Origin of the sequence: Saccharopolyspora sp. ID03-671 (assembly GCF_045278815.1) — a bacterium.
Lineage (GTDB): Bacteria > Actinomycetota > Actinomycetes > Mycobacteriales > Pseudonocardiaceae > Saccharopolyspora > Saccharopolyspora ipomoeae.
In genome coordinates, this window is sequence record NZ_CP134054.1 from 336,105 (window position 1) to 361,114 (window position 25,010).

Genomic DNA, 25,010 nt, shown 5'->3' on the forward strand with positions numbered 1-25,010 from the left:
AAAGATCTTGGGGTTTCCGCGATGAATTTCGCGCACCCGGGTAGTCCCTAGTGCATGACCACACACACGCCCGCATCCACGACCGTCACCAACATCGGCGTCACCATGTTCACCGTCGCCGACCAGGACGCCGCCCTGGAGTTCTACACCGGCAAGCTCGGCTGGGAGGTTCGCGGCGACACCCGCTTCGGACCCGACGGCCAGTACCGCTGGCTGGAGGTCGCCCCGCCCGGGTCCACCTCGCGCCTGGCGCTGAACCCGCCGATGGGCGGCGGGCAACCCGGCGGCTGCGGCATCGGCGTCGAGACCGCCGACGTGCACGGCGAATACGCACGACTGCGCGCCCTCGGCGGGGTCCAGATCGACTCCGAACCCGAATCCAGCCCCGGAGCACCGCTGCTGTTCATGATCAGCGACCCCGACGGCAACCACATCGCCGTCGTCGAAGTCTGATCACGCCCCGGAATTGAGCCGGGCCGCCTGACGCAGGAGGTGGTCGCGTTCGGCGACACTGCTCGCCGAACGCGCCGCCTCGGCGTACAACCGCGCCGCCACCTCCCGATCACCCGCGTGCTCGTGCAGGTAGGCCCGCGTGGCGGTGTGGCGCGGCACCGACGGGTCGCAGTCGGCCAGCGCCGCCAAGCCCGCGTGCGGACCATCGGCCTCACCAACGGCCACCGCCCGGTTCAGCCGCACCACCGGCGAACCGGTGAGCGCCAGCAGTTCGTCGTACCACTCCACGATCTGCGGCCAGTCGGTCTCGGCCGCGGTGGGCGCGTCGGCGTGCAGGGCCGCGATGGCCGCCTGCGCCTGGTACTCGCCCAACCGGTCCGCCGCCAGGGCTCCCTGCAGGAGGGCGACGCCGTCGCTGATCAGGCGGGTGTCCCAGCGGGTGCGGTCCTGCTCGGCCAGCGGTACCAGGCGCCCGTCCGGGTCGGTGCGCGCCGGGCGGCGGGCGTGGTGCAGCAGCATCAGCGCCAGCAGCCCCCGCACCTCGGGGTCGTCGGTGATGGCGGCCAGTTGACGGGTCAGGCGGATCGCTTCGGCCGCCAGGTCCACATCCCCCGAGTAGCCCTCGTTGAACACCAGGTACAGCACCCGCAGCACGGTGCCCACCTCGCCGGGGTGGGTGAAGCGGGCACCGGCGACGGTGCGCTTGGCGCGGCTGATGCGCTGGGCCATCGTGGATTCGGGAACGAGGTAGGCCTCGGCGATCTGGCGGGTGGTCAGACCGCCGACCGCGCGCAGCGTCAGCGCCACCGCCGAGCTCGTGCTCAGGCTCGGGTGGGCGCACAGGAAGTACAGCTCGAGCGTGTCGTCGGCGTCCGGGACGGTCCCGGGTTCGGGTTCGGTCTGAACGCGGGTTTCCCGGTGGCGTCGTGCCGTCTCGCTGCGCGTCGAGTCGAGGAATTTGCGCCAGGCGGTGGTGACCAGCCAGCCCTGCGGGTCGCGGGGCGGGTCCTGCGGCCAGGTCCGCACCGCTTCCAGCAGGGCTTCCTGCACGGCGTCCTCCGCCGCGGCGAAGTCGGCTCCGCGACGGCGCAGGACGCCGATGACGGCCGGGCTCCACGCCCGCACCGCGGTCTCGTCCACCGGTGCTACTCGGTGATGGTGGGCGGGGCGGTCAGGAACGGGCGCAGCTCCAGCCATTCGTGGATGGGTTCGCCGCCCGCGCCGGGTGCGGCCGACAGCTCCCCGGCCAGCTCCACGGCGCGGTCGTAGTCCTCGACGTCGATGACCATCCACCCGGCGATGAGGTCCTTGGTCTCGGCGAACGGGCCGTCGGTGACCGGGGGCTTGCCGGGCCCGTCGTGGCGCACCCACGTGCCCTCCGGGGCCAGGGCCTGGCCGTCGACGAACTCACCGGTGGTCTTGAGGCGGTCGGCGAAGTCGTTCATGTAGCGCACGTGCGCGTCGACCTCCTCGGGCTTCCACCGGTCCATCGGCACGTCGTTGACCGCCTCCGGAGCGCCCCGGTAGTGCTTGAGCAGCAGATACTTGGCCATGATCATCGTCTCCTTCGGAGCTCGTGCGGTCATTGTGACCGCCTTTCACCCCGGGGACGGCGCCGAAACGCGATTCTCGACATCCCACGGCGGCTTTTTCGCGGAAACTTTGGTCAGCGGCGGGTGAGGATCGTGGTGGTGTTGGCGGTGACGATGGCGGCGATGCAGGCCCACTGCGCGGCGTCGAGGTGCTCGTCGAGGATGAGCAAGCCGGTGGTGGCGGCCAGGACCGGGTTGAGGCTGGCGACGATCGCGAACAGCGGGGCGCTGACGCGGCGCAGGGCCAGGGCGTCGCACAGGAACGGCACCGCTGAGGACAGCACGCCCGCGGTGATCGCGAAGCCCAGTGCCGGTCCGGTCGGCGGGTGGGTGAGCAGCACGGCGATGCCGATCGGGACGAACACCAGCCCGGACAGGCCGCAGGCGGTGGCGGTGCCCTGCGCGCCGGGCAGGCTGCGGCCCAGGGCGCGGTTGAGCAGGATGTAGCCCGCCCAGCACGCCGCGGCCAGCAGCGCCAGCCCCATGCCGAGGTAGTCGCTGGTGGGCTCGGGGCGCATCAGCACCGCGACACCGGCGGCGGCCAGCAGCGCGCAGGCCAGGTCGATGAGGCGGCGCGAGCCGGCCAGCGCCACGGCGAGGGGGCCGAGGAATTCGAGGGTGACGGCCAAGCCGAGTCCGATGCGGTCCACGGCGCTGTAGAGGGCGAGGTTGATGACGGCGAACACCCCGGCCAGCGCGAGGACCAGGCGCCACTGGGCGCGGGTGAACTCCCGCCACCGCGGCCGGGTCGCGGCCAGCAGCACGAGGGCGGCGATCCACTGGCGCACCGCCACGACTCCGGCGGGGGTGATGGTGTCGAAGGCCAGCGATCCGATCGCCGCCCCGGTCTGGTTGGACAGGGCGCTGCCCGACATCAGCGCCACCCCGGCGCCCCGCGAGGCGGGGTCGGCGGCCGGGGGTGCGGGGAGCTGCGTGCTGGTCATGGCGGTGAGCCTGCCGTCGCGGGCTCGTTGCGCAAAATGCATCCGCCACGCCGCCGATACGCTTGAGGTATGGATGTGGAGGTGCGGCAGCTGAGGTGCCTGGTCGCGATCGTGGAGGCGGGCAGCTTCACCGACGCCGCCGTCGAACTCGGCCTGTCCCAAGCGCAGGTCTCGCGCACCCTGGCGGGGTTGGAGAACGCCCTGGGGGTGCGGTTGCTGCGGCGCACCAGCCGCCAGATCGCCCCGACCGCCGCCGGTGCGCGCGTGCTGGCCCGCGCCCGCCGGGTGCTGGCCGAGACCGATGAGCTCGTGCGTGAGGCCACCAGCGAGCAGGCGGGGGTGCGGGTGGGGCACGCGTGGTCGGCGTTGGGCCGGCACACCGTGGACTTCCAGCGCCGGTGGGCGCGCGACTTCCCGGACGTGCGGTTGCAGCTGGTGCGCACCAACTCCGCCACCGCCGGGCTGGCCGAAGGTGCCTGCGACGTGGCGGTGGTGCGTTCCGAACCCGACCGCAAGCGTTTCTCCGACGTCGTGGTGGGCCTGGAACGCCGCTACTGCGCGATGGCGACCGACGACGAGTGGGCGCGGCGGCGGTTCGTGCGGCTGCACGACCTGGCCGAGCGCACGGTGCTCCTCGACCGCCGTGCGGGCTCGACCACCCCGCAGCTGTGGCCGCCGGAGCACCAGCCGGAGTTCGAGCAGACCTCCGACGTCGACGACTGGCTCACCGCCGTCTCCAGCGGGCGCGTCGTCGGCATCACCTCCGAAGCCACCCTCACCCAGTACCGGCGCAGCGGCGTGGTGTTCCGGCGGGTGCGCGACGCCCCGCCCATCCCGGTGCGCGTGCTGTGGTGGCGCGACGAACGCCACCCCCACACCGGCAAGGTCGTCGATCTGCTCACCGACCTCTACCGCCGATGACCCCCAGCCGTCGCAGACCGGGAGTCACGACACCTCCGGCCCCCGTTCTCACCTGAACCGCGTCGAAAACCGCAACATTCGTCGCGCGAAAACCGGGGTTTTCGACACGCGAATGTCGCGGTTTTCGACGTGGGAAGGAGGCCCGAATGGTTCGTGTGCGGGGGCGTGGGAGTTTTCTTGTGCTCGGTGTGGTGAATGCGGTGGCAGGTGCCGGGTTCATCCGCCTGGGACACGTGGTCGCGTGCCGTGACGGTTCTTTCCCGCGGAATCGGTGCGGTTGTTCGGGTCGATCAGGGTGACGTTGTTCGAGGCCCAGGCGTGGGCGGTTCTGAGGAAATACCTGTCGTTTCCCCATTCGACGGGGTGGGCCGGGATCGCGGCCAGCCAGGTGTGGCGATCGTGCTGCGGATCGACGCCGGGAAGGTCGGTGATCTCGAACGGGGGTCGCTTGAGGACGAAGAAGGAATGCCCCTCGCACACGTAGCCGCGTTTGACCGCGATGCGGGATTCGCCCTGAACCCAGCGGAAGGTGACCCCGAAGTTGTAGTAGCGGGAAATGGGTTTACCGGCCATGTTCGGGACCGTAGAGCGATCACCCCGATCCGTCCGGCACTCGCCACCGCTCTCGCGCCGAAATTCGGCGAACGGCGCGAGCCCGGCCGTTCGCCGAACGAACTGCGGCGATTCTCCTCCGGCGTGTCCCGGCGGCGATGAATCGACGAGCGGAACGCCCTCGGTGACCGAGCGGGGTCGGTGATCACGGCACCAGCAGCAGCACCACGCTGCCGTGCAGGTACAGCACCGGGAACGCGGTGGCCACCGCAGCGGTGAACAGGACCGCCTGCGCGCACGCGCCAACACCGCGCAGCTTCCGCACCGCGCCCGCGCCCAGCAGGAGCACGCCGAGGACGGCTTGGCCCCACCAGTAGCGGGGGTCGGTGGAGGCGGCCAGGACGGTGAGCCCGTACCCGGCTTCGCCCAGCAGCACCCCGCACGGGGCTGAGAGCCCCAGCGCGGCACGGGTTCCTCGCCGCCACCACTGCGCGCCCAGGCCCAGCAGCGGCCCGACCAGCACCGCCGCAGCACCCCAGAACACCAGCAGCCCGGTCGAGGACGGGTAGCCGCGGGCGAGGTCGGTGGCCACGTATCCGGCGAGCATGCCCACCAAGCCCGTACACCCGCAGAGCGCGCCGGTGAGCGCCGTGGGTGCGGGCAGGGCCAGCAGGAACGCCAGCAGGGTCCAGGCGCCGCTGGAGTTGGCCAGCGGCGCCCACCCGGCGGGCAGCCTGCCTTGGGCCAGGGCGGTGGCGGCCCCGGCGCACAACCCCAGTGCGATCGCGATCGCCAGGGCCGGTGCGGTGCCGCGTCGGCGATGGCTTCGGGTGGGCACGTCGGGGACGACCGGGGTCATGTCGTGTGAGTCTCGCAGCCGCCGCGAGCTGCGCGAGACCGATTCGGCCGAACCCGGGCGCCGCTGGATGGCGGAGCGTCGCCCCGGGGGCACGACGAGCGGCCTCACGAGTTTCGTCCGGATCCAGCCGGTTTCGGAGGCGTGGGTCGACGTGTTCGCGACAGCGCGGCTGCGGGAACAAGCCACCAGCGGGCACCGGCAGCAGGTGGCGGCTTAGGATCCGGCGCGCTGGTCGCAGCCGATGACGAGGTGGTCCTGGCATGAGGGTTCCGAGCCTGCTCGGTGTGTTCGCCCATCCCGATGACGAGTCGTTGTCGGCCGGAGGTGTGCTGGCGCGCCACGCCGAAGCCGGGGCGCGCACCGGCGTGGTGACCGCGACCTGGGTCGAGGACACCACGCGTGCCGCCGAACTCGGCGAGGCGCTGCGGGTGCTGGGTGCGGGCAAACCGCGCCTGCTCGGCTACGCCGACGCGCGCGTGCCCGAATCCGCCCCGGGGTGCGCCCGGTTGCTGGACGCGCCGCTGGAGGAGGCGGTGGCCCGCCTGGTGGGGCAGCTGCGGGAGTTCCGGCCGGAGGTGGTCATCACCCACGACGCCTGCGGCGGCATCTCCGGGCACCCCGACCACGTGCAGACCCACCGGATCACGATGCTGGCCGTGCACGCCGCCGCCCTCGAACAGCTCTACCCCGAGACCGGGGAGCCGTGGTCTCCGGAGGCGTTGTACTCGGTGACGCACCCGCGTTCGGCGCTGGCACCGATCCGCGATCTGGTCGGGGAACGCAAAGCGGTGCACGCGGTGCCCGATGAGCAGGTGAGCGTCTCGGTGGACATCGCCGCGTGGTTGGGTGTCAAGACCGCGGCGGTGCTGGCGCATCGCAGCGAGGTGCGGCGCGGCGCGCTGCCCGCCCAGCTCGGCGGTCTGGACCCGGAAGCGCGCCGGGCGCTGTTCGGCACCGAGCACTTCCTGCGCCACCCCCTCGGGCACATGCCGGCGGGTGCGGATGAGCCGATCGCGCGCGGCTAGCCGGATTCCCAGTGCCGCGGGTGTTGCAGGCCGGGCAGGCGGGTGGAGGTGTCGCCGCGGGCGGCGGCGATCTGCGGGCGGGTCACGAACAGCGCCCCGGTCAGGTCGGCTCCGCGCAGGTCGGTGTCGCGCAGATCCGCGCCCAGCAGGTCCGCTCGCCGGAGATCGGCGTCGCGGAGGTCGGCGGCGATGAGCAGCGCACCGCGCAGGTGGGCTCCGCGCAGGTCCGCCCGGCGCAGGCGGCGCCCCATCAGGTCGGCGCCGCGATGCTCCGGCCCGGGGCGGGAGCGCACGAGGGTGCTGGCGCGGGCCAGCAGGTCACCGGTGCGGGCGCGTTCGGCGTCGAGGTCCAGGGCCAGCAGGCTCCCGGCGTCCTGCTCGGTCAGGCGGGTGAGCTCGGTGTGGCGGGTGCGCAGATCCGCGTGCAGGGGCGCGGTTTCGGGGCGGTCGAGGGCGTCGGTGAGGTAGTGCAGCAGTTCGTGCAGCCCGCGCATCACCGGGAACGCCGCGAACATCGGTTCCCGGGACCGCGGTTCCTGCCGCCACGACACCCCGCCGAAGGTGTGCTGCGAGAGGTGCTGGCCGGCGCCGAAGCAGTCGAACACCGTGCACCCCGCGTAGCCCTCGTCGCGCAGGCGTTCGTGGATGCCGCAGGAGAAGTCCGCCAGCAAGTTCCCGCAGGCGGTCCCGGCGGGTTTGTCGACGGCGAAATCGGCGGAGGCCGTGAACGGCAGCGCCGCGCAGCACAACCCGAAGCACCGCGAGCACTCGGCATGCAATTCCACACCCGGGATTGTCCCCTCACCTGCGGTGATCACACCCGGCGGGGCCGTTGGTACGGTCACTGATCGTGAGTGAGCAGCCGCAGCGGGCCGAGGACAACACCGAGGGGATCTGCCGGTTCCCCGGATGCGACCGGGAGGTGGAACGACCCTCCGGGCCCGGCCGCCCGCCCGAGTACTGCGACCTGCCCGAGCACACCCGCTGGCGGGCGTGGAAGCAGCGCCAGCGCCTCCAAGCGGTCGCCGAGCAGACCCCGCCCGCCGCGCCGCAGGGCTCCAGCGAGTTCGACTCGGCGCGGATGCGCGCCGAGGAACTGCTGCGCCAGTACCGGTTGCTGTCCGAGCAGCTGGGCCGCAACCTGCGCGCCGGGCTGGAAGAACTGGCCACCCTGGCCGACCCGTCGGCCGCCGAGGCCCAGATCCAGGCCGCCCAGGCCGAGGCCGCGCACCGCATCGCCCAGGCCGAGCAGGCTCTGGCCACCGCCCAGCAGCAGCGGCGCGAGGCCGAGCAGGCCCGCCAGGCCGCCGAGGAGGCCGCGGAAGACGCCGTGGCCACCGCCGAGAACGCCACCCGCGAGGCCGACACCGCCCGCGCCCAAGCAGATCAGGCCCGCGAGGACGCCACCCGCGCTCGGCGGGAGGCCGAGCAGGAGGTGGAATCAGCCCGCAACGAGGCCGAGGTCGCCGCCGCCGCGGCCCGCAGGGAAGCCGACGGCCTGGTCGCCCGGGCCCGCGAGGACGCCGACGAGCAGATCGCCGCCGCCCACGGCGACCTGGAAAAAGCCCGCGCCGAGGCCGCCGCGCAGGTCCAGGCCGCCCAGCAGCAGGCACGCCGCGAGGTCGCCGAGGCCGACTCGCGCCGTTCGGAGGCCGCTGAGCGCGCCGCCCGCGCCGAGGCCTCCGCCGAGACCGCGCGCGATCAGCTCACCGAACTGCGCCAGGCCGCGCAGGACTCCCGGGCCGAGATCGAGCGCCAGCGCGCCGAACTCGCCCAGCTGCGCGAGCAGCAGGCCGCAGAGCTCCAGCGGGTGCGGGAGGAGGCGGCCGAGCGCCTGGCGGCCGAACGCCGAGCGGGCGCCGACCGGCTGGCCGCCGCGCAGCAGGCCGCGGAGCAGGACCGGTCCCGCGCCGAGCGCGCCGAAGCTCAGATCGACGCGCTCACCGAACAACTGCGCACCCGAACCGGTTCCGAGTCCACCCGCGACAACGACGACGCCTAGTCGGGGCGGGTGAGTCGCCAGACGACTTCGAACCCGGCCTTGGCCGGGGTGTGGGCGAAGCGCGGTGGGTGGCACCGATCGACGCAGGTGAACCCGAGGCGCTCGGGGATGGCGCGGCTGGCGGTGTTGGCCGCGTCGTGCCAGATCTCCACCCGGCTGATGCCCGGCAGCGCGAACGCCTGCTCGGTCAGGGCTCCGGCGGCGGTGGTGACCAGGCCCCGCCCGGTGTGGTCGGGGTGCAACCAGTAGCCGATCTCCAGGCCGCCGTCGCCGATGCGTCCTTCCAGCGAGATCGCGCCTGCGACCACCTGATCGCGGGTGATGAGGTAGGTGAAGGCGGTGCCGGCCTGCCAGTGTCCGGTGGCCTCGTCGATGAAGGCCTCGGCGGCGCTGAGCGGGTAGTCGCCCGCGGCCCACGGCATCCAGGGCCGCAGGTGGTGCAGGGATTCGGTGACGGCGCGGTGCAGCGCGGCGGTGTCGGCCTGTCCCGGGCGGTGCAGCACCGCCCGGGACAGTGCGATGCGTTCGGCGGGGCGGCTCATGCACCGATGCGGCGGGCCGCCCGGAACGCGGCAACAGGATTTTCCCGGCCCTGCACGAGCGAAAGCCGGGGGCGATGATCATCGCCCCCGGCTTCGAGCTCACGATCGCCAGGTCACACCAGGCCGAGCTTGGCGACGGTGTCGCGCTCCTCGGTGAGCTCGGCGACGGAGGCGTCGATGCGGGCGCGGGAGAACTCGTCGATGTCCAGGCCCTGGACGATCTCGAACTTGCCGTCGCGGGCGGTGACCGGGAACGACGAGATCAGGCCCTCCGGCACGCCGTAGGAGCCGTCGGAGACCACACCGGCCGAGGTCCAGTCGCCGTCCGGGGTGCCGTTGACCCAGGTGTGGACGTGGTCGATGGCGGCGTTGGCGGCCGAGGCCGCCGAGGAGGCGCCGCGGGCGTCGATGATGGCCGCGCCGCGCTTGGCCACGGTCGGGATGAACTCGTCGGCCAGCCAGGACTGCTCGACCTGCTCGGCGGCGATCTTGCCGCCGACCTCGGTGTGGAACAGGTCGGGGTACTGGGTGGCGGAGTGGTTGCCCCAGATCGTCATCTTCTTGATGTCGGTGACCGACACGCCCAGCTTCTGCGCGAGCTGGGTCAGCGCGCGGTTGTGGTCCAGGCGGGTCATGGCGGTGAAGCGCTCGGCCGGCACGTCCGGGGCGTGGGCCTGGGCGATCAGCGCGTTGGTGTTGGCGGGGTTGCCGACCACCAGCACGCGCACGTCGTCGGCGGCGCCGGCGTTGATGGCCTCGCCCTGGGGCTTGAAGATGCCGCCGTTGGCCTCGAGCAGGTCACCGCGCTCCATGCCCTTGGCGCGCGGGCGGGCACCGACCAGCAGCGCGACGTTGGTGCCGTCGAAGGCGGTGCGCGCGTCGTCGGTGATGTCGATGCTCTCCAGCAGCGGGAAGGCGCAGTCGTCGAGCTCCATCGCGGTGCCCTCGGCAGCCTTGACCGCCTGCGGGATCTCCAGCAGCCGCAGCTTGATCGGGGTCTCGGCGTCGATGAGCTGACCGGAGGCGATCCGGAACAGCAACGCGTAGCCGATCTGACCGGCCGCACCGGTGACGGTCACGGTGACGGGAGCTTTGGTCATGAGGTCTCGTTCTCCTGCTCGACGGGTGGGTGTTGGATCTGTCTCGGGATGCTATCCCCAGCGCCGCCGGGCTGTGGGACACCGGTCGCGGATCACAGCCGCGGCGCGGCGGGACCGATTCAGCACGGGTAATGCGCACCACAACTGGGGTGCCCCGGGGTCAGCGCATGCGGCGCCCGCCACCGGCGTAGAGGGTTTGGCCGGTGAGCCAGCGGGCTTGGTGGGAGGCCAGGAACGCGGCGATGTCGGCGATGTCGTCGGGGTGCCCGAGGCGGCCCAGGGGACTGGTCTCGGCCAGGCGGGCGGCGTCGTCGCGGTGCAGCCACCCGGTGCGCACCGCGCCGCAGGCGATGATGTTGACGGTGATGCCGGTGGGCCCGAACTCCTGGGCGGCCGAGCGCGACAGCGATTCCAGGGCGTGGGCGGCCGCGGCGCGCGAGACCTGCCCGGGCGCGCCGTCGGAGACGTCGGTGCTGAGGGTGATGATGCGCCCCCACTCGCCGCGCCGTGCCCGGTGGCGGCGGTGGTGCTCGGCGATGAGCAGCGCCGGTGCGCGGGTGCCGCGCTCGTGGTGGGCGTCGATGCCGGTGGCGGTGAGCTCCTCGGCGCCGCGGGCGCGGGTGAAGGTGTCGAGCCCGGAGGGGGCGGTGTTGAGCACGAGGATCTCCACCGGCCCCAACCGGGCCTCGGCGGTGTCGTAGACCTGCCGGGGCGCGTGCGGGTCGGTGAGGTCCACGGCCAGGGCTTCTGCGGTGTGGCCGTCGGCGCGCAGCGCGGGGGTGAGGTGGTCGTCGGCGCCGGGTTCGGTGATCAGCAGCGGCCGCACCTGCTGGCGGGCCAGGGCGCGGGCGATGGCCGCGGAGATGCCCAGGGCGGTGTCGCATCCGGTGATGACGGCGACGCGGTCGCGCAGTCGCGGATCGATCATGCCGTTGATCATGCCGTGCCCGATTCGCGGGCCCGATTCGTGGGCCCGATTCGCGGGCCGGGTTCGCGGGTGGGGGCACTCGGCTGGCGCGGTGGCTCTAGGCTCTGCGGTCATGGCGCACGGTGAGGACGGGGTCGACCGCATCCAGGCGGCCTGGCAGCGGGAACGTCCGGGCATGCCGGTGGCCTCGATCGGGATCATCACCCGGATCTGGCGCATCGCGAAACTCCTCGAGGACGAACGCCGCCGCACCGACGCGCGCATCGGCCTGGACGCCGCCACCCGCGACCTGCTCTCCACGCTGCGCCGCGCCGGACCCCCGTACCGGTTGGGCGCCGGGGAGATCGCCCGCCAGTCGCTGGTCAGCGCCGGCGCGATCTCCCAGCGGGTGGCCCGCGCCGAGCAGCGGGGCCTGGTGCGCCGCCTGCGCGGCGGCACCGACGGACGCAGCGTGCAGGTCGAGCTCACCGAGACCGGGCACCACCTCATCGAGGACCGGGTCGACGACCTGCTGCGCCACGAGGAAACCCTCCTGGAATCCCTCGATCCCGGCCAGCGCGAGCAGCTCACCGAGCTGCTGCGGGTGCTGCTGGGCGACCTCACCGACCGCTTCGGCGCCGAAGACCGCCCCTGACGACCCGGCCCGGGAACCGCAAAAACCGCTTGTGCGAGGGGATTTGCGGGTGTAGAGGTCGGTGAATGCTGCACGAGAGCGGAACCGGTGAGGTCGTGGACCTGCACGGCGCGACCGCGACCGCGCGCTGCGTGCCGCTGGCCGGTGCGCCGCGCATGGCGCGGCTGATCGCCGCCGACGGCCAGGACGTGTGGGGGTTGCTGCGGGCGCGGCTGCCCGGCTGGAACGTGGTCACCGACCTCGCCGACGGGCAGCGGCTGATCCGCGCGGGGGCGAGGCTGCGCCGCCACGCCCACACGATGCACCGCGACCTGCGCACCGACCCACCACCCGCCGAGTGGGGGAGTCTGCGGCCGCCGGAGCCGTTGCGGATCGGCCCGTGCGATCGGGCGGCCGAGGCGCTGGTGCCGGCGTGGCGGGAGGCCTACCCGCCCGGGCATCCCGATCACGTCGCCGCCGACGATGACGCGGTGCGCGCGGGTCTGCTGCAGCCCCTGCTGTCGGGCCGTGTGCTGGGCCCGCTGCTGGGCCGCAGCGCCCTGGTCACCGACGCGGCGGGCGCGGTGGTGGCCGGGCTGATCGTCAACGACCGCGCCGGTGAGGCGTGGGTCAGCGACGTCTTCCGCCGCCGCGCACCCGACTACGCCGGTCTGGGCGGGCTGCTGCTGCGGCGCGCGCTGGCGGGGCTGGCGGGCGAGTACGAGCGGGCGGGGCTGGCGGTGACGGTGGGCAACCCGGCCCAGCGGCTCTACCGCAGGTTGGGGTTCGCGCTGACCGAGACCACGATGACCTTCACCATCACCTGACCCCGGGTGAGGGGCGGGGCGGTTATGCTGGGGGCGTGATCCGCAGCAGTCGTCTTTCCTGGTGGCGCTCCAGCTAAGGAGCGGCCACCCGCACTGCGGTACTTCCTCAACCACCCCGGGGCCGTTCGACCGACGGCCCTGTTGTTGTGGTGCGCCTCGTCGCAGGCGCGGGTCCCGGTCGGCGGCCAGACCCCGAAAGGACCCCACGATGACCAGCACTGTCGAGGTGTCCCCGGCCGCGCGCCGCAGCGCCGAGCTGGAGGACGAGATCACCGCCGACCCCTCCCGGTTCCGGATCCTCACCGGCGACCGCCCGACGGGGCCGCTGCACCTGGGCCACTACTTCGGCACCCTGCACAACCGGGTGCGGCTGCAGCGCCGGGGCGTGGAGCTGGGGCTGGTGATCGCCGATTACCAGGTCCTGACCGACCGCGACGTCGCCGACGACCTCGAAATCCACGTGCTGGGCCTGGTCGCCGACTACCTGGCCGCCGGGATCGACCCGGACGAGGCGATGATCTTCACCCACAGCGCGGTGACGGCCCTCAACCAGCTGATGCTGCCGTTCCTGAGCCTGGTCACGGTCCCGGAGCTGCAGCGCAACCCCACCGTCAAGGACGAGATCGGCCACTCCCGCCAGGCCGGGGTGTCGGGCCTGATGTTCACCTATCCGGCGCACCAGGCCGCCGACATCCTGTTCTGCAAGGCCAACCTGGTGCCGGTGGGCGCCGACCAGCTGCCGCACCTGGAGGTGACCCGCCTGATCGCGCGGCGCTTCAACGACCGCCACGGGCCGGTGTTCGGCGAACCGGAGGCGCTGCTGAGCTCGGCGCCGCTGCTGCTGGGCACCGACGGCACGAAGATGAGCAAGTCCCGCGGCAACGCGATCACGCTGGGCGCCACGGCCGAGGAGACCGCCCGGTTGATCCGGGGCGCCAAGACCGACGCGCACCGCCACATCACCTACGAACCCGGCACGCGCCCGGAGGTGGCCAGTCTGGTGCTGCTGGCCGCGCTGTGCGAGGACCGGGATCCGGGTGAGGTGGCCGCCGAGGTCGGTTCGGGTGGTGCGGCGGCGCTCAAGGCACGGGTGACCGAGGCCGTCAACGGTGCGTTCGCGCCGTTGCGGGCGCGGCGGGCGGAGCTGGCCGCCGACCCGGGGTATTTGCGGTCGGTGCTGCGCGCGGGCAACGCCCGCGCCACCGAGCTGGCCGAGGCCACGTTGGCGCAGGTGCGTGAGGTGATGGGCACTCGCTACTGAGCGAGGTAGGTGCGGGCCAGGCCGGTGAGGTGGATCCGGCCGGCGCTGGTGGTGACCAGGCCGAGTTCGCGCAGCCGCCACAGGTCGGTCTTGGTGCGGGCCACCGGGCGGTTCTGGGCGGTGGCGAGCTCGGCCGGGGTGGGCGCCGGGTGGTCGTGGAGGTGTTCGAGCAGCGCGCGGGTCCAGGGCCCGCGCGGGGTGCCCGCGTCCAGCCGTGCCAAATCGGTCTGGATCTGGTGGCGCCGGGCTTCGGTGAGCTCGACGGTCTCCGGGGCGGGTGTGGACGAGCCGAGGTGGGTCAGGCTCAGGCGCCAGGTGCGGCCGGTGTGCCGGGCCAGGGAGGTGCGCAGGCCCTGGGCGGAGCGGAATCCGGCGCGGGCGGCGTCGGTGTCGGTGAGCGCGTCGGGGTCGACCTCGGTGAGCTCGGTGATCTCGATGTCGCCCGCGCTGGTGGTCACGCGGGTGCCGGGGCGGGCGTGCGGGCTGGCCCAGCGGAAGTAGGTCTCGGTGATGTGCCCGTCGGCGACGCCGCGCGCGATCCTGTCGCTCAACACGACGTCCACGATAGTGGCGCACCCGCAAGCCCCCGTGCGGGTGCGTGTTGATCACGAAACGAGTTCGTCAACTACCGCAGGTGCACCGGATGGGGGACGATCGGCGCATGCTGCAGGTTTGCCTGAACGGCGCCCGGTCACCGCGTGAGCACTTCCACCTGCCGGTGCGGCCGGAGGAGCTGGCCAAGGCCGCCGCCGATGCGGTGGCCGCCGGCGCCACCGACGTGCACCTGCACCCCAAGAGCGCCGACGGCACCGACACCCTCGACCCGCACGCCGTGGCCGCGGCGCTGCGCGCGGTGCGTGCCGCCGCACCGGGGGTGAGCGTGGGGGTGACCACCGGGGCGTGGACGGCGCCGGACACCGACACGCGGGTGCGCTCGATCAAGGCGTGGACGCTGCTGCCCGATCACGCCTCGGTCAACTGGCACGAGCCCGGTGCCGACGCGGTGGCCGCGGCACTGCTGGAGCGCGGGGTGGGGGTGGAGGCCGGGATCTTCTCCGGCACCGACGCCGATCACCACTTCACGCTCTCCCCGCACCGCAACCGGGTGCTGCGGGTGCTGGCCGAGGTCACCGACCCGACCGCCGGCGGTGCGGCGGCCACCGCCGAGGCGTTGCTGGCGCGGCTGCACCCGGCCTCGGCACCGATCCTGCTGCACGGTGAGGCGGCCGGAGCGTGGCCGGTGCTGCGGGTGGCGGCCCGGCGCGGGTTCTCCACCCGCATCGGCCTGGAGGACACCCTCGTGCTGCCCGACGGGCAGATCGCCACCGACAACGCCGAACTCGTGGCCGCCGCCGTGCAGCTGCTGGCGGCGGAGGCGCGCTGACTCGACACCATATTCCCGTCGGTCTATATTCGTGGTGTGGCAACTACCTTTGAGGTGCTGGCCGAACCGCGCCGCCGCGATATCCTCGACCTGCTGCGCACCGGTGAACGCGCCGTCGGTGACCTCGTCGAAGCGCTCCCGCTGAGCCAGCCCACGGTCTCCAAGCACCTCAAGGTGCTGCGCGAAGCCGGCCTGGTGGAGGTCCGCCAGGACGCCCAGCGCCGCTGGTACCGGCTCCGCCCCGAGCCCCTCGCCGAGATCGAGCAGTGGCTGCGGCCCTACCGGCGGATGTGGGAGCACCACCTCGACTCCCTGGAGCACCACCTCGACCAGACGAGGGAGCAGACATGAACCCGCACCTGTCGATGATCAACGGACACCCGGTGCTGCGCCTGCAGCGCGTGCTGGCCCACCCGCCGGAGAAGGTGTGGACGGCGGTGACCGACCCCGACGGACTCGCGGCGTGGTTCCCGGCACGGGTGAGCTTCGACCGCCTCGCCCCGGGCGCGGCGATGCGCTTCACCTTCGAAGGCCCCGACGTCCCCGACACCGGCGCACCCGAGACCGGCGAGATCCTCGAGGTCGACGAACCGAAGGTCTTCGCTTTCCGCTGGGACAGCGACGTCATCCGCTGCGAACTCCTCCCGCACGAGCAGGGCTGCCTGCTGGTGTTCAGCCACACCCTCCGCGGCCCCGACAGCGACCGCCCCTCCGCCGCCCGCCACGGCGCCGGCTGGCTGCTCTGCCTCGACGCCCTGCAATCCGGACTCGACGGCACCACCGCCGAATTCGACATGACCGCCTGGTTCACCCACGCCGAGAACCTCATCGACCTCTTCGACCTCGCCACCGGCCACGCCCAGCCCACCGAGCACGGCTGGCAGCTGCGCTTCGAACGCGACCTCGTCCAACCCCCGAGCGAGGTGTGGCAGCTGCTCACCGGCGGCGAACCACCCGAACCCGGCGGCACGCCGCCGCTCCCGGCCACCCACGGCTACGGCCACGCCGGGCCCGTCACCGAATCCACGCCGCCCGAAACCCTGGCCTACAGCTGGGAGGACGGGGAGAGGTGCGCTTCGCGCTGCGCGAGCAGCACCCGATCGGCACCCGCCTGGTGCTCACCCACACCATCACCGACCCCGACCAGCGGGCGATCCTGCTGGCCGCCTGGCACACCCACCTGGAGCTGCTCTTCGCCGCCCTGCACGGCGACGTCCGCTGCCCGTGGCCCGCCGAACGCACCGAGCGGCTGCGCGTGCGCTACACCGAAGAGCTCGCCGACGACGGGCCGTCCGGCGCACGATGATCGGCCACTTAGGATGGTCCTCGTCCGACATCGCCCCGCGAGCACCATCAGGAGAGCGACGCACATGATCTTCATCACGGCGAAGTTCCGCGTGAAGCCCGAATCCGCCGAGCAGTGGCCGCAGATCGCCGCCGCGTTCACCAACGCCACCCGCAACGAGCCCGGTTGCCTGTGGTTCGACTGGTCGCGCAGCCTGGAAGACCCCCACGAGTACGTGCTGGTGGAGGCCTTCCGCGACGGTGAGGCCGGCGCCGCCCACGTCAACAGCGAGCACTTCAAGCACGCCCAGCAGACCCTGCCGCCGCACCTGGCCGAAACCCCGCGGGTCATCAACACCTCCCTCGACCAGGACGACTGGTCGCTGCTCGGCGAGATGTCCGTCGACTGACACGCCACCAGCGCGAAGGGGGCTCCGGGATTCCCGGAGCCCCCTTCGCATCAGGCCGTCAGGGTGAACCACAGCGACCCGGCGGCCAGGGCCAGGAACACCCCGGGCGCGGCGATCGTGGACCACGTCCCCGCCCGCACGTGCGCCACCACCGCACCGACGAAGAACAGCACCAACCCGGCCGCCGCCCACGCCCCGATCACCGGAACTCCCAGCACCGCGGCCAGCAACCCGACCGCCCCGGCCGCTTTGAGCCCACCGAGCACCGGCAACCACTCCCGCGCCACCCCGTTGGCCTCGGCGTTGCCCACCACGTACCGGCCCCCGGCGAAGTCCACCACCGCGCTGACCGCGTTGAGCACCGCGGTCACCACGATCACGATCACCGACACGAGCACCATCACACCCGACCCCCTTCTTCCCGGTCTCACCCCGATGACGCCCGCGAGCGCGCGGATGTGACCGTCACAGCAGCACCTCGGCCAGGGCGCGGGCGGTCTCGATCGGGCCGGGCTGGTCGCCGTCGGACTGCACACCGAGCACCACGTGATCGGCACCGGCCTGGAGGTGCGCGCGCACGCCCTCGGCGATGACCTCGACGTCCCCGGCACCGGCCACCGAGTCGACAAGTCGATCGCTGAGCGCGGCCAGCTCGTCGTCGCCGAAACCCATGCGGCGCAGGTGCGCCGCGTAGCCGATCCCCTCGGTGCCGACGAGGAACCGCATCGGTTCCCGCAACGTCCGCCGCGCCCGCTCCCGGTCGGGATCGAAGGTGACCATCTGCAGCACCACCAGGCGCGCCCGCGGCCCGAGGCGCCGACGCGCCTGGGCGGTGTGCTCCGGCGGGACCAGCATCGTGATCGCCCCGGCCGCGGCCTCACCGGCCAGATCGAGCTTGCGGGGCCCCAGCGCGGCCAGCAGCCGCCGCCCCACCGGGACGCTGCCGTCCAGATCACCCAGCACCTGCCGCGTGGCCGACACCGGCCGCGCCTGCAACCCGCCGAACCCGGCGACGAACCGTCCCGGAGCCCGCAGCTCGTTGTCGCGGAAGTGCTCGGCGATCTCGTCGGTCCCGTACCGGTCGAACGGGATGATCGCCGAGCCCACCACAGCCGAACGGGTGGCCCGCAGCAGCTCGCTCAGCGGCGCCAGCGTGTCGAGCTGACCACCCGCCACCCACAGCCCGGAGTACCCGAGCTCCTCGGCCTCGACGGCGTCCTTCAAGTACGTCCCGTCCGCGTCGACGTCGACCGTCAATCCGATCCGACCCAGATCCCGCACCGCGATCACCTCAACTTCTCCGACTGCACCGACGCGGCCACGCTAGGAGCTCCACCAAACTCGAAGTCAAACCCGACCCGGCAGCGCTCGGGCGACGGCGAAACTGCGCGGCGCGCAGGGGTCAGTCCGAGGTGGGGGACCAGCCGGGCGGGCCGAAGAGGTAGCCGAGCTTGTCGCGCCAGCGCGGGGTGGTGCGGACCTGGCGCAGGATGTCGGCGAAGGCGCCGTACTGCAGGGTCACGACGTTGTAGGTCTCCACGGGGTGGGTGAGCCCGTAGGTGGGGCGGTGCAGTTCGGGCTGGAAGGTGCCGAACACGCGGTCCCAGATGATGAGGATGCCGCCGTAGTTCTTGTCGAGGTACTCGGGGTCGGAGCCGTGGTGCACGCGGTGGTGCGAGGGCGTGTTGAACACGAACTCGATCGGCCGCGGCAGCTTCGAGATGGCCTCGGTGTGGACGAAGAACTGGTAGACGAGGTTGATCGAGAACGCGATGTAGAGCGCCCAGGGGGCGAAGCCCAGCAGCGGCAGGGGCAGCCAGAAGAAGAACTCGAACCACGGGTTCCACTTCTGCCGCAGGGCGGTGCCGAAGTTCATGTACTCGCTGGAGTGGTGGGCCTGGTGGGCGGCCCAGCCGATGTTGACCCGGTGCACGAACCGGTGGTTGAGGTAGTAGGCCAGGTCGAGCCCGACGATGAGCAGCAGCCAGAACCACCACGTGTCGGTGGGCAGGTGCCACGGCGCCAGGTGGGTGTAGAGCGCGTTGTAGACGAAGAACGTGGCGACCTTGAACACCGACAGGAACACCAGCGATCCCGCGCCCATGGTCAGGCTGGTGCGGGTGTCCTTGAAGGCGTATCCGGTGGCGTTGTCGTCGTGGTCGAGCCACTTCAGGGCGGCGAGCTCGATGGCGATGCTCAGCACGAAGAACGGGATCGCGTAGGTGACGGGGTTCTTCATCGGATCCAGCAGGTCGGTCATCGACAAGTCCCTCCCCGGTGAATTGACCTTTCGGTAAGTTACCAGTGGGTCACCCACTTGGGTAGACTCCCGGAGTGGCCAAAGCAGGAACCAAGGGCGTCGCCCGAGCACAACGCGAACGCCAGATCCTCGACATCGCCGGACGCACCTTCGCCGAACACGGCTACGCCGGCACCTCACTGACGACCATCGCCACCGACGCCGGCATCTCCAAACCCCTCATCTACAACTACTTCGGCTCCAAACAAGGCCTCTTCTCCGCCTGCCTCACCCGCGCCGGAGAAACCATCGCCGGCGTCATCGAGCACACCGCCGACCTCGGCCACGTCGGACCCGAACAAGCCATCCTCAGCCTCGACCGCATCTTCACCGCCCTGCACGGCCAAACCTGGATGTGGCGCATCCTGCGCGACCCCACCATGCCCACCGAACTCACCGACCAACGCACCCACTACGAACACCGCATGCACACCGTCGGCGCCCAAGGCGTCGCCGACATGCTCCGCAAAGCCGACAACCACGACCCCCTCGACGCCTCCGCCCTCACCGCCGCCTGGATCAACGTCTTCGACGCCCTGGTCACCTGGTGGACCGACCACCCCACCCAAACCCCCACCGCCATGACCCACCGCGCCGCACGACTGTTCACCACCGTCTTCGGCCCCCTCGACCTCGACGAACTCCCCCTCAACAACCGCTGACAACCCCACAGAACCACGGCAACATCAAGCAGCCCAGGACAACCGCACCCAGCAGCGCAGCCGCCTCCTGCCGCACTGAACCCAGGCCTTCCCAACCCAGCCCCGGCACACCGGCGACCACAGCCACGCCCTACCCGCCGTCGCCACCCGGCACTACGACAAGGGGGGAGCAGCCGATCACGCACCCACCCAACCGGCCACCCCCAAATCCCGCGACAGCTCCGCCACCTGCTCGCTCGACAGCACCACCGTCACCGCACGACCGCTGACCAGCGTGAACGTCAACGCACCCTCGTCGACCTCCACCGAACCGGCCACCGGCTCCCGCACCCACGACCCCGCCGAACTCTCCCGCTCACCCTCGAACAACGGCAAATTCGCCGCCATCTCCACCACGCACCACGCAGCCGTCCAAAACGCCTCCCGATCCCGGAAGTCCGTCCGGCTGCACGTCAACTCCCGACCCAACCCCGACGAACCCACCCGCGCCTTGACCCGGCCCACGCCCGCGGCCGACTCCCAGATCGCGAACACCGTCACGTTGTTGGCCAACCGCTTGCGATAGGTCTCCCGCCCCTGCGAACGGGCCAACTCCCAACCCTCCACCATCTCGGGCCAAGCGTCGTCCACCACGACCACTCCTCTCGAACCGGCGCACTCACCGCTCCGACGCACCACGAACGACCCCAGTTCCATTCGCGGGAACGACGTTGAACAACTACACACGGCGATCGGCTCGACTGAAGTGCCCCAACCGCTCACCGAAAAGAGTGGCGCCTATTGGGGCAATGCATGGAACTACCTCACCGCCCGTGATCGAATGGTGCTCTCGGCCGGGCAAACCCATCTCAGAGCAACATTCGCACGTCGAAGGTAGGCAACGTGAGCGCCGAAGTTATTCGCGAAGGCATCAGGCATAGGTGCACCCACATCTCCCTGTGGGACAGCAAGGCAACCACCCTCTGCGGCAAGAAGTTCCAGAGCGGCAGCTACAAGACCCCGGTCATCTACTGGGGCGTGACCTGTGCTGACTGCAGGAAGGTCAAGGTCGAAGCGTAGGCGGAAACGTCCAGACGATCACGACGCGAGGCGTTCGTTCTCGGAGTTCGGACGCCTCGATGTGGTCATCTCACCTGCACTGCCGACGAGACAACCCCTTGAGCTCCTCCAACCCGGAAGCGCTCCGGGTCGCCACCAGGGTTCGCCCCGACGCGCGCACCAGGCCCCACCCGCGACGCTGTCGAAATGCGACCAACACTGCTCACCGCACTGGCCCTCAGCGCCTCCCTCGCGCTCCCCGGCACCACCGCGAACGCCGCGCCACCCCAACTCGCACTGCCCGAACCCACCGGACCACTGCCGATCGGCACATCACAGCTGCACCTGATCGACCACCAGCGCCCCGACCCGTGGGCAGCCGACCAACCACGCGAACTCATGACCACCCTCTGGTACCCCGCAGCCCCCACCGACGGACCATCGGCCCAATACGTCACCCCGGCCGAATCCCGCGAAATCCTCCACCACCTCCAAGACCTCCCCCCAGTGCCCGACGACATCCTCAGCACGACCCGAACCCACGCGAACACCGACGCACCACCGATCTCGGCCACGCTCCCGCTCGTCCTGCTCTCACCCGGCTTCTCCCACCCCCGCGCCGCGCTCACCGGCCTGGCCGAAGACCTCGCCAGCCGCGGCTACGCCGTCGCGCTCATCGGCCACAACCACGAATCCCACGCCACCGAGTTCCCCGACGGCCGCCTCACCACCTGCCTGGCCTGCCAAGCCCAGGACTACGCGAAGGTGGTGCGCACCCGCGGTGACGACGTCGCGTTCCTCCTGGACGAACTACCCCGCAAGACCCCGTTGCGCCCGGACCGCATCGCGATGGTCGGCCACTCCATCGGCGGCGCCAGCGCCGCGCAGACCCTGAGCACCGACCCGCGCGTCACCGCCGGGATCAACCTCGACGGCACCTTCTTCCCATCACTCGGCCACGACCTCGCCAAGCCCTTCCTGCTCCTCGGCACACCCGAACACCGCCCCGGAGGCACCGACGAATCCTGGGACACCAGCTGGCCCCACCTGACCGACTGGCGACGCTGGCTGACCGTCTCGGGCACGAGCCACTCCTCGTTCACCGACTTCTCGATCCTCTCCGAGCAGTTCGGCGTCGGACTTCCCGACGAGCCGCTCGACGGCCACCGCACAGCCGAGATCACCCGGGACTACGTCGCGGCGTTCCTGGACCAGCACCTGCGCGGCATCCCGCAACCGCTGCTGGAGGGCCCCACGGCCGGCTACCCCGAAGTCATCTTCGAGGACCCCGCCACCCGCGGCGGTTCCGGGCAAGCATCCCGAGGCCGTCCCTGACGAAGCCAGGGGAGAGGCACCACCAAACCTCTCGCCACGGAAAATGAAACATGTTCTACTTGGGTGCATGGCCAACACCCCGGACCACGAATGCGACGTCCTCGTCATCGGATCCGGCGGCGGCGCACTCACCGGCGCCTACACCGCCGCCCGCGAAGGCCTCTCGGTCATCGTCGCCGAAGCCTCCACCCACTTCGGCGGCACCACCGCCTACTCCGGCGGCGGCATGTGGTTCCCCTGCAACGCCGCACTCACCCGCGAAGGCCACCACGACACCCTCGACGCCGCCCGCACCTACTTCCGCGCCGTCGTCGGAAACCGCACACCCACCGCACTCCAAGACGCCTTCCTCGAAGGCGGCGCACCCCCCATCGACTACCTCGAAGCCGACACCGACTTCAAATTCATGGCCTTCCCCTGGCCCGACTACTTCGGCTCCGCACCCCAAGCCCACGCCACCGGCCGCCACATCATGGCCAAACCCCTCAAAGCCGAAAAGCTCGGAACGCTGCGCGACACCCTCCGCCCACCCCTGGGCACCGAACGCGCCGACGAACCCCTCCCGGACGGACTCTTCGGCGGCCAAGCACTCCTCGCACGCCTGCTCCTCGCCCTGTCCAAGCAACCCCGCGCCGACCTGCGCCGCAACGCCGTCTGCGACGAACTCCTGCTCACCGACGGCGCGGTCACCGGAGCAGTGATCACCCACGACGGCACCCGCCGGCACATCCGCGCCCACCGCGGAGTCCTCATCGCCGCAGGCGGATTCGAGCACAACCAGCAGATGCGCGACCAGCACGGAGTCCCCGGAACCACCCGCGACGCCATGGGCCCGCCCAGCAACCAGGGCCTGGCCACCCTCGCCGGCATCACCGCCGGAGCCGACACCGACCTCATGAACGAGGCCTGGTGGTCACCCGGCATCACCCACCCGGACGGCACCTCCACCTTCTCCCTGTGGTTCACCGGCGGCATCTTCGTCGACGACCAGGGCGAGCGCTTCGTCAACGAGTCCGCCGCCTACGACCGCATCGGCCGCCGCATCCTCAGCCGCCTCGCCGACGAGGCGATGACCCTGCCGTACTGGATGATCTACGACGACAGGGCAGGGGAGAGGCCACCCGTGCAGTCCACCAGCGTCCCCCTGGGCAACACCCAGGACTACGTCGACGCCGGCCTCTGGCACACCGCCGACACCCTCGACGAACTCGCCACCAAGATCGGCGTCCCCGCCGAGAACCTGGCCCGCACCGTCGCCCGCTTCAACACCTTCGCCGAATCCGGCACCGACGAGGACTACGGCCGCGGCGACGAGCCCTTCGACCGCGCCTTCACCGGCGGAGCCTCACCACTGGTCCCCATCACCAAGGGCCCCTTCCACGCAGCCGCCTTCGGCATCTCCGACCTCGGCACCAAGGGCGGCCTGCGCACCGACCCGCGAGCCCGAGTCCTCAACACCGAAGGCGACGTCATCCCCGGCCTCTACGCCGCGGGCAACTCCATGGCCGCCGTCTCCGGCACCACCTACCCAGGAGGCGGAAACCCCATCGGCGCCTGCATGGTCTTCAGCCACCTCGCAGCCCTCGACATGGCCCAGCACAGGGGAGAGGCGCAAGCATCCTGACAGAGACCGTGAGCGATCTCGGTCCAGACCTTGGTGGTCTCGTCGTGGCCGGGTTGGGGGAAGTTTTCATGAAAACTTCCCCCAACCCATCAGAAGCCGCAGCAGCACGCCCAGGCCGAGTACGACGAACGCGCGGCCGTAGGGCGACTACGTCGCCTCGTTCGCCCATCTTGCTCGGTCCGGCTTCGGAGGTCGGGGAAGCGGGTTCCCGGGTCTCCCGAACACTTCACTTAACATAATGTGCATTATCGGCATTACGGGGTGCTGGGCCGATGAGGGCGAGAGGGGCTGTTGGGTGGCGCTTTTCGGTCTTGGTGGCGACCGGGGCGTCGCATGGTGCGGGCTCGTTCTCGTGTGCGGGCCGCCGGGTGGCGTTGGGTGCCGGGATGCGTGGTGCGGCGTTGCGGTGATGCGTCGGGCTGGTTGAGCGTGCGCGTCGGTGATGTGCGGCGTGCTGTCTTCGCGACTCCTGCGAACGTGTGCCTGCTTGGGTGCGAGTCGGGCTTCTCGGCGGCGTGGTGGGTGGTGATCCCCCTGTCTCGGTCGATCCCTTATCGACCACTACTTACGTCACAGTGACGTATTGGGGTTGGTCTGGCTGGACCTCGAAACAGTGGTCCGCGCAGGGCATTTGCGCGTTGATGATCACGGAAGGCGGCGCCTGATGGGTGCGGCAGGCCGGAGCCGGCCGGCGCCTTCTGCATGGACGCAGCGGAAGACCCGCGAGGGCTGAGCGCGACTCGATGACGGACCCTGAAGGTGGCCTGTGAGTCGACTGAAGGACGCCTCGATCCCCCGAGGTAAGATCGGGCCGTTCACCGGGCCATCACTCTGATTGATGGATAACGTAGATTATCCACGAAATTACAAGATCAACTTACAGATGTGGTTGTGGCCCAACGCGTTCCACCGATCCAGCGGGACCGCCCCACTGCCGTCAGGAAGGCCCCGTGACTGCCGCGGGTGCTTCGCGCTCTCCGCTTCGGCCCAAGCTCCCACGCACCGCTCCCCTCCGCTGAGGCCCTACCCCGGCAGCCGGTCGAACGCGGGTTCGATTCCTGCGGGTTCGCGGGCGGGCCTAAAGGCACTCCCCTCCTCCTGCGGGCGGTGGATGCTGGGGGTATCACTCCTTCTTCGGGGAGGTCGTCATGAACGGCCAGGAAGCTCTGCGGGAGCTGATCGAGCGCCTGGAGGCGCGGGCACGTCAGTCGCTGTGCACCAACGACGAGCAGAATCGCCGGTTCATCCGCACCGGGCTGCACGCGGCGGCCGATGAGGCGCGGATGCTCATGCGGGAGCTCGACGAGGAGAACCTGCACCCCCGCTGGAACGGTCTGCCGATGCGGTGAACCGCC

30 protein-coding genes and 1 pseudogene are annotated in these 25,010 nt (G+C 71.3%); 17 read left to right on the top strand and 14 right to left on the bottom strand.

The window, feature by feature from the left end:
* Nucleotides 1-54: 54 nt before the first annotated feature.
* The gene (locus REH65_RS01630; RefSeq protein ID WP_406690946.1) at nucleotides 55-453 is read left to right on the top strand and encodes a VOC family protein; all 399 of its coding nucleotides are present in this window, start codon (nucleotides 55-57) and stop codon (nucleotides 451-453) included.
* On the opposite strand, the gene REH65_RS01635 is transcribed toward REH65_RS01630, so the two are convergent.
* From REH65_RS01635 to REH65_RS01645, 3 genes are all read right to left on the bottom strand, one after another.
* On the bottom strand, nucleotides 454-1,593 hold the full coding sequence (locus tag REH65_RS01635; protein ID WP_406690947.1) for an RNA polymerase sigma factor: 1,140 nt from the start codon (nucleotides 1,591-1,593) through the stop codon (nucleotides 454-456).
* 5 nt (nucleotides 1,594-1,598) lie between these two features.
* Nucleotides 1,599-2,006 carry a YciI family protein gene (locus REH65_RS01640; RefSeq protein ID WP_406693057.1) on the bottom strand — a complete coding sequence of 136 codons (408 nt, stop codon included), beginning with the start codon at nucleotides 2,004-2,006 and terminating at the stop codon, nucleotides 1,599-1,601.
* A 113-nt stretch (nucleotides 2,007-2,119) separates the two neighbouring features.
* Nucleotides 2,120-2,989 carry an EamA family transporter gene (locus REH65_RS01645; protein ID WP_406690948.1) on the bottom strand — a complete coding sequence of 290 codons (870 nt, stop codon included), beginning with the start codon at nucleotides 2,987-2,989 and terminating at the stop codon, nucleotides 2,120-2,122.
* Nucleotides 2,990-3,058: 69 nt separating this feature from the next.
* Between REH65_RS01645 and REH65_RS01650 the strand changes: the two genes are divergently transcribed.
* Nucleotides 3,059-3,910 (top strand): LysR family transcriptional regulator, encoded by an 852-nt coding sequence (locus tag REH65_RS01650; RefSeq protein WP_406690949.1) that lies wholly within the window; start codon nucleotides 3,059-3,061, stop codon nucleotides 3,908-3,910.
* Nucleotides 3,911-4,126: 216 nt separating this feature from the next.
* Here REH65_RS01650 and REH65_RS01655 read toward each other — a convergent pair whose 3' ends face one another.
* Both REH65_RS01655 and REH65_RS01660 read right to left on the bottom strand, forming a co-directional pair.
* The gene (locus REH65_RS01655; RefSeq protein ID WP_281454304.1) at nucleotides 4,127-4,483 is read right to left on the bottom strand and encodes a hypothetical protein; all 357 of its coding nucleotides are present in this window, start codon (nucleotides 4,481-4,483) and stop codon (nucleotides 4,127-4,129) included.
* A gap of 184 nt (nucleotides 4,484-4,667) precedes the next feature.
* Complete coding sequence (locus REH65_RS01660) at nucleotides 4,668-5,321, bottom strand: DUF6518 family protein (RefSeq protein WP_406690950.1); 654 nt, start codon at nucleotides 5,319-5,321, stop codon at nucleotides 4,668-4,670.
* On the opposite strand from REH65_RS01660, the gene REH65_RS01665 reads away from it, so the two are divergent.
* Nucleotides 5,320-5,538: a hypothetical protein gene (locus REH65_RS01665; RefSeq protein WP_406690951.1), complete on the top strand. Its 219-nt coding sequence runs from the start codon at nucleotides 5,320-5,322 to the stop codon at nucleotides 5,536-5,538. The two genes, REH65_RS01660 and REH65_RS01665, sit on opposite strands and share 2 nt — an antisense overlap.
* A gap of 43 nt (nucleotides 5,539-5,581) precedes the next feature.
* A complete protein-coding gene (locus REH65_RS01670; protein WP_406690952.1) occupies nucleotides 5,582-6,346 on the top strand; it encodes a PIG-L family deacetylase in 765 nt (254 codons plus the stop codon).
* Here REH65_RS01670 and REH65_RS01675 read toward each other — a convergent pair.
* Complete coding sequence (locus REH65_RS01675; protein WP_406693058.1) at nucleotides 6,343-7,140, bottom strand: pentapeptide repeat-containing protein; 798 nt, start codon at nucleotides 7,138-7,140, stop codon at nucleotides 6,343-6,345. The two genes, REH65_RS01670 and REH65_RS01675, sit on opposite strands and share 4 nt — an antisense overlap.
* A gap of 56 nt (nucleotides 7,141-7,196) precedes the next feature.
* Here REH65_RS01675 and REH65_RS01680 point away from each other — a divergent pair, with 56 nt between their 5' ends.
* Nucleotides 7,197-8,348, top strand: a complete 1,152-nt coding sequence (locus REH65_RS01680) for a hypothetical protein (RefSeq protein ID WP_406690953.1) — start codon at nucleotides 7,197-7,199, stop codon at nucleotides 8,346-8,348.
* Here REH65_RS01680 and REH65_RS01685 read toward each other — a convergent pair.
* The 3 genes from REH65_RS01685 to REH65_RS01695 all read right to left on the bottom strand — a co-directional run bounded on the left by REH65_RS01685 (nucleotide 8,345) and on the right by REH65_RS01695 (nucleotide 10,918).
* Nucleotides 8,345-8,890, bottom strand: a complete 546-nt coding sequence (locus REH65_RS01685) for a GNAT family N-acetyltransferase (RefSeq protein ID WP_406690954.1) — start codon at nucleotides 8,888-8,890, stop codon at nucleotides 8,345-8,347. The genes REH65_RS01680 and REH65_RS01685 overlap by 4 nt on opposite strands.
* A 113-nt stretch (nucleotides 8,891-9,003) precedes the next feature.
* Nucleotides 9,004-9,990: a malate dehydrogenase gene (locus tag REH65_RS01690; RefSeq protein ID WP_406690955.1), complete on the bottom strand. Its 987-nt coding sequence runs from the start codon at nucleotides 9,988-9,990 to the stop codon at nucleotides 9,004-9,006.
* Between the two features lie 160 nt (nucleotides 9,991-10,150).
* The gene (locus REH65_RS01695; protein ID WP_406690956.1) at nucleotides 10,151-10,918 is read right to left on the bottom strand and encodes an SDR family NAD(P)-dependent oxidoreductase; all 768 of its coding nucleotides are present in this window, start codon (nucleotides 10,916-10,918) and stop codon (nucleotides 10,151-10,153) included.
* A gap of 112 nt (nucleotides 10,919-11,030) precedes the next feature.
* On the opposite strand from REH65_RS01695, the gene REH65_RS01700 reads away from it, so the two are divergent.
* From REH65_RS01700 to trpS, 3 genes are all read left to right on the top strand, one after another.
* Entirely contained in the window at nucleotides 11,031-11,552 is a 522-nt protein-coding gene (locus REH65_RS01700) for a MarR family winged helix-turn-helix transcriptional regulator (RefSeq protein ID WP_281454311.1), read from the top strand.
* A gap of 65 nt (nucleotides 11,553-11,617) precedes the next feature.
* On the top strand, nucleotides 11,618-12,358 hold the full coding sequence (locus REH65_RS01705) for a GNAT family N-acetyltransferase (protein ID WP_281454312.1): 741 nt from the start codon (nucleotides 11,618-11,620) through the stop codon (nucleotides 12,356-12,358).
* Nucleotides 12,359-12,566: 208 nt separating this feature from the next.
* A complete protein-coding gene (gene trpS, locus REH65_RS01710; protein ID WP_406690957.1) occupies nucleotides 12,567-13,619 on the top strand; it encodes a tryptophan--tRNA ligase in 1,053 nt (350 codons plus the stop codon).
* Here the strand turns inward: trpS and REH65_RS01715 are convergent.
* The gene (locus tag REH65_RS01715; RefSeq protein WP_406690958.1) at nucleotides 13,613-14,173 is read right to left on the bottom strand and encodes a hypothetical protein; all 561 of its coding nucleotides are present in this window, start codon (nucleotides 14,171-14,173) and stop codon (nucleotides 13,613-13,615) included. The genes trpS and REH65_RS01715 overlap by 7 nt on opposite strands.
* Before the next feature lie 107 nt (nucleotides 14,174-14,280).
* Between REH65_RS01715 and REH65_RS01720 the strand changes: the two genes are divergently transcribed.
* The 4 genes and pseudogenes from REH65_RS01720 (at nucleotide 14,281) to REH65_RS01735 (ending at nucleotide 16,697) form a co-directional block, all read left to right on the top strand.
* Nucleotides 14,281-15,003 carry a 3-keto-5-aminohexanoate cleavage protein gene (locus REH65_RS01720; protein ID WP_406690959.1) on the top strand — a complete coding sequence of 241 codons (723 nt, stop codon included), beginning with the start codon at nucleotides 14,281-14,283 and terminating at the stop codon, nucleotides 15,001-15,003.
* 36 nt (nucleotides 15,004-15,039) lie between these two features.
* On the top strand, nucleotides 15,040-15,354 hold the full coding sequence (locus REH65_RS01725) for an ArsR/SmtB family transcription factor (RefSeq protein WP_406690960.1): 315 nt from the start codon (nucleotides 15,040-15,042) through the stop codon (nucleotides 15,352-15,354).
* 14 nt (nucleotides 15,355-15,368) lie between these two features.
* A pseudogene (locus REH65_RS01730) lies at nucleotides 15,369-15,707 on the top strand (SRPBCC domain-containing protein); the annotation flags it as partial.
* A gap of 666 nt (nucleotides 15,708-16,373) precedes the next feature.
* A complete protein-coding gene (locus REH65_RS01735) occupies nucleotides 16,374-16,697 on the top strand; it encodes a putative quinol monooxygenase (RefSeq protein WP_281454318.1) in 324 nt (107 codons plus the stop codon).
* A gap of 50 nt (nucleotides 16,698-16,747) precedes the next feature.
* Here REH65_RS01735 and REH65_RS01740 read toward each other — a convergent pair whose 3' ends face one another.
* The 3 genes from REH65_RS01740 to REH65_RS01750 all read right to left on the bottom strand — a co-directional run bounded on the left by REH65_RS01740 (nucleotide 16,748) and on the right by REH65_RS01750 (nucleotide 18,957).
* Complete coding sequence (locus REH65_RS01740; RefSeq protein ID WP_406693059.1) at nucleotides 16,748-17,098, bottom strand: DoxX family protein; 351 nt, start codon at nucleotides 17,096-17,098, stop codon at nucleotides 16,748-16,750.
* Nucleotides 17,099-17,162: 64 nt separating this feature from the next.
* Complete coding sequence (locus REH65_RS01745) at nucleotides 17,163-17,978, bottom strand: TIGR03620 family F420-dependent LLM class oxidoreductase (RefSeq protein ID WP_406690961.1); 816 nt, start codon at nucleotides 17,976-17,978, stop codon at nucleotides 17,163-17,165.
* Nucleotides 17,979-18,099: 121 nt separating this feature from the next.
* Nucleotides 18,100-18,957, bottom strand: a complete 858-nt coding sequence (locus tag REH65_RS01750) for a sterol desaturase family protein (RefSeq protein ID WP_406690962.1) — start codon at nucleotides 18,955-18,957, stop codon at nucleotides 18,100-18,102.
* A gap of 74 nt (nucleotides 18,958-19,031) precedes the next feature.
* Here REH65_RS01750 and REH65_RS01755 point away from each other — a divergent pair, with 74 nt between their 5' ends.
* Nucleotides 19,032-19,658: a TetR/AcrR family transcriptional regulator gene (locus REH65_RS01755; RefSeq protein WP_406690963.1), complete on the top strand. Its 627-nt coding sequence runs from the start codon at nucleotides 19,032-19,034 to the stop codon at nucleotides 19,656-19,658.
* 177 nt (nucleotides 19,659-19,835) lie between these two features.
* Here REH65_RS01755 and REH65_RS01760 read toward each other — a convergent pair whose 3' ends face one another.
* Nucleotides 19,836-20,297 (bottom strand): hypothetical protein, encoded by a 462-nt coding sequence (locus tag REH65_RS01760; RefSeq protein ID WP_281454321.1) that lies wholly within the window; start codon nucleotides 20,295-20,297, stop codon nucleotides 19,836-19,838.
* Between the two features lie 243 nt (nucleotides 20,298-20,540).
* Between REH65_RS01760 and REH65_RS01765 the strand changes: the two genes are divergently transcribed.
* The 4 genes from REH65_RS01765 (at nucleotide 20,541) to REH65_RS01780 (ending at nucleotide 25,004) form a co-directional block, all read left to right on the top strand.
* The gene (locus REH65_RS01765) at nucleotides 20,541-20,717 is read left to right on the top strand and encodes a hypothetical protein (RefSeq protein ID WP_406690964.1); all 177 of its coding nucleotides are present in this window, start codon (nucleotides 20,541-20,543) and stop codon (nucleotides 20,715-20,717) included.
* A 186-nt stretch (nucleotides 20,718-20,903) separates the two neighbouring features.
* Nucleotides 20,904-22,031 (top strand): alpha/beta hydrolase family protein, encoded by a 1,128-nt coding sequence (locus REH65_RS01770; RefSeq protein ID WP_406690965.1) that lies wholly within the window; start codon nucleotides 20,904-20,906, stop codon nucleotides 22,029-22,031.
* A gap of 67 nt (nucleotides 22,032-22,098) precedes the next feature.
* Nucleotides 22,099-23,655 (top strand): FAD-binding protein, encoded by a 1,557-nt coding sequence (locus tag REH65_RS01775; protein WP_406690966.1) that lies wholly within the window; start codon nucleotides 22,099-22,101, stop codon nucleotides 23,653-23,655.
* Between the two features lie 1,148 nt (nucleotides 23,656-24,803).
* The gene (locus REH65_RS01780; RefSeq protein ID WP_281454324.1) at nucleotides 24,804-25,004 is read left to right on the top strand and encodes a hypothetical protein; all 201 of its coding nucleotides are present in this window, start codon (nucleotides 24,804-24,806) and stop codon (nucleotides 25,002-25,004) included.
* Nucleotides 25,005-25,010 lie beyond the last annotated feature (6 nt).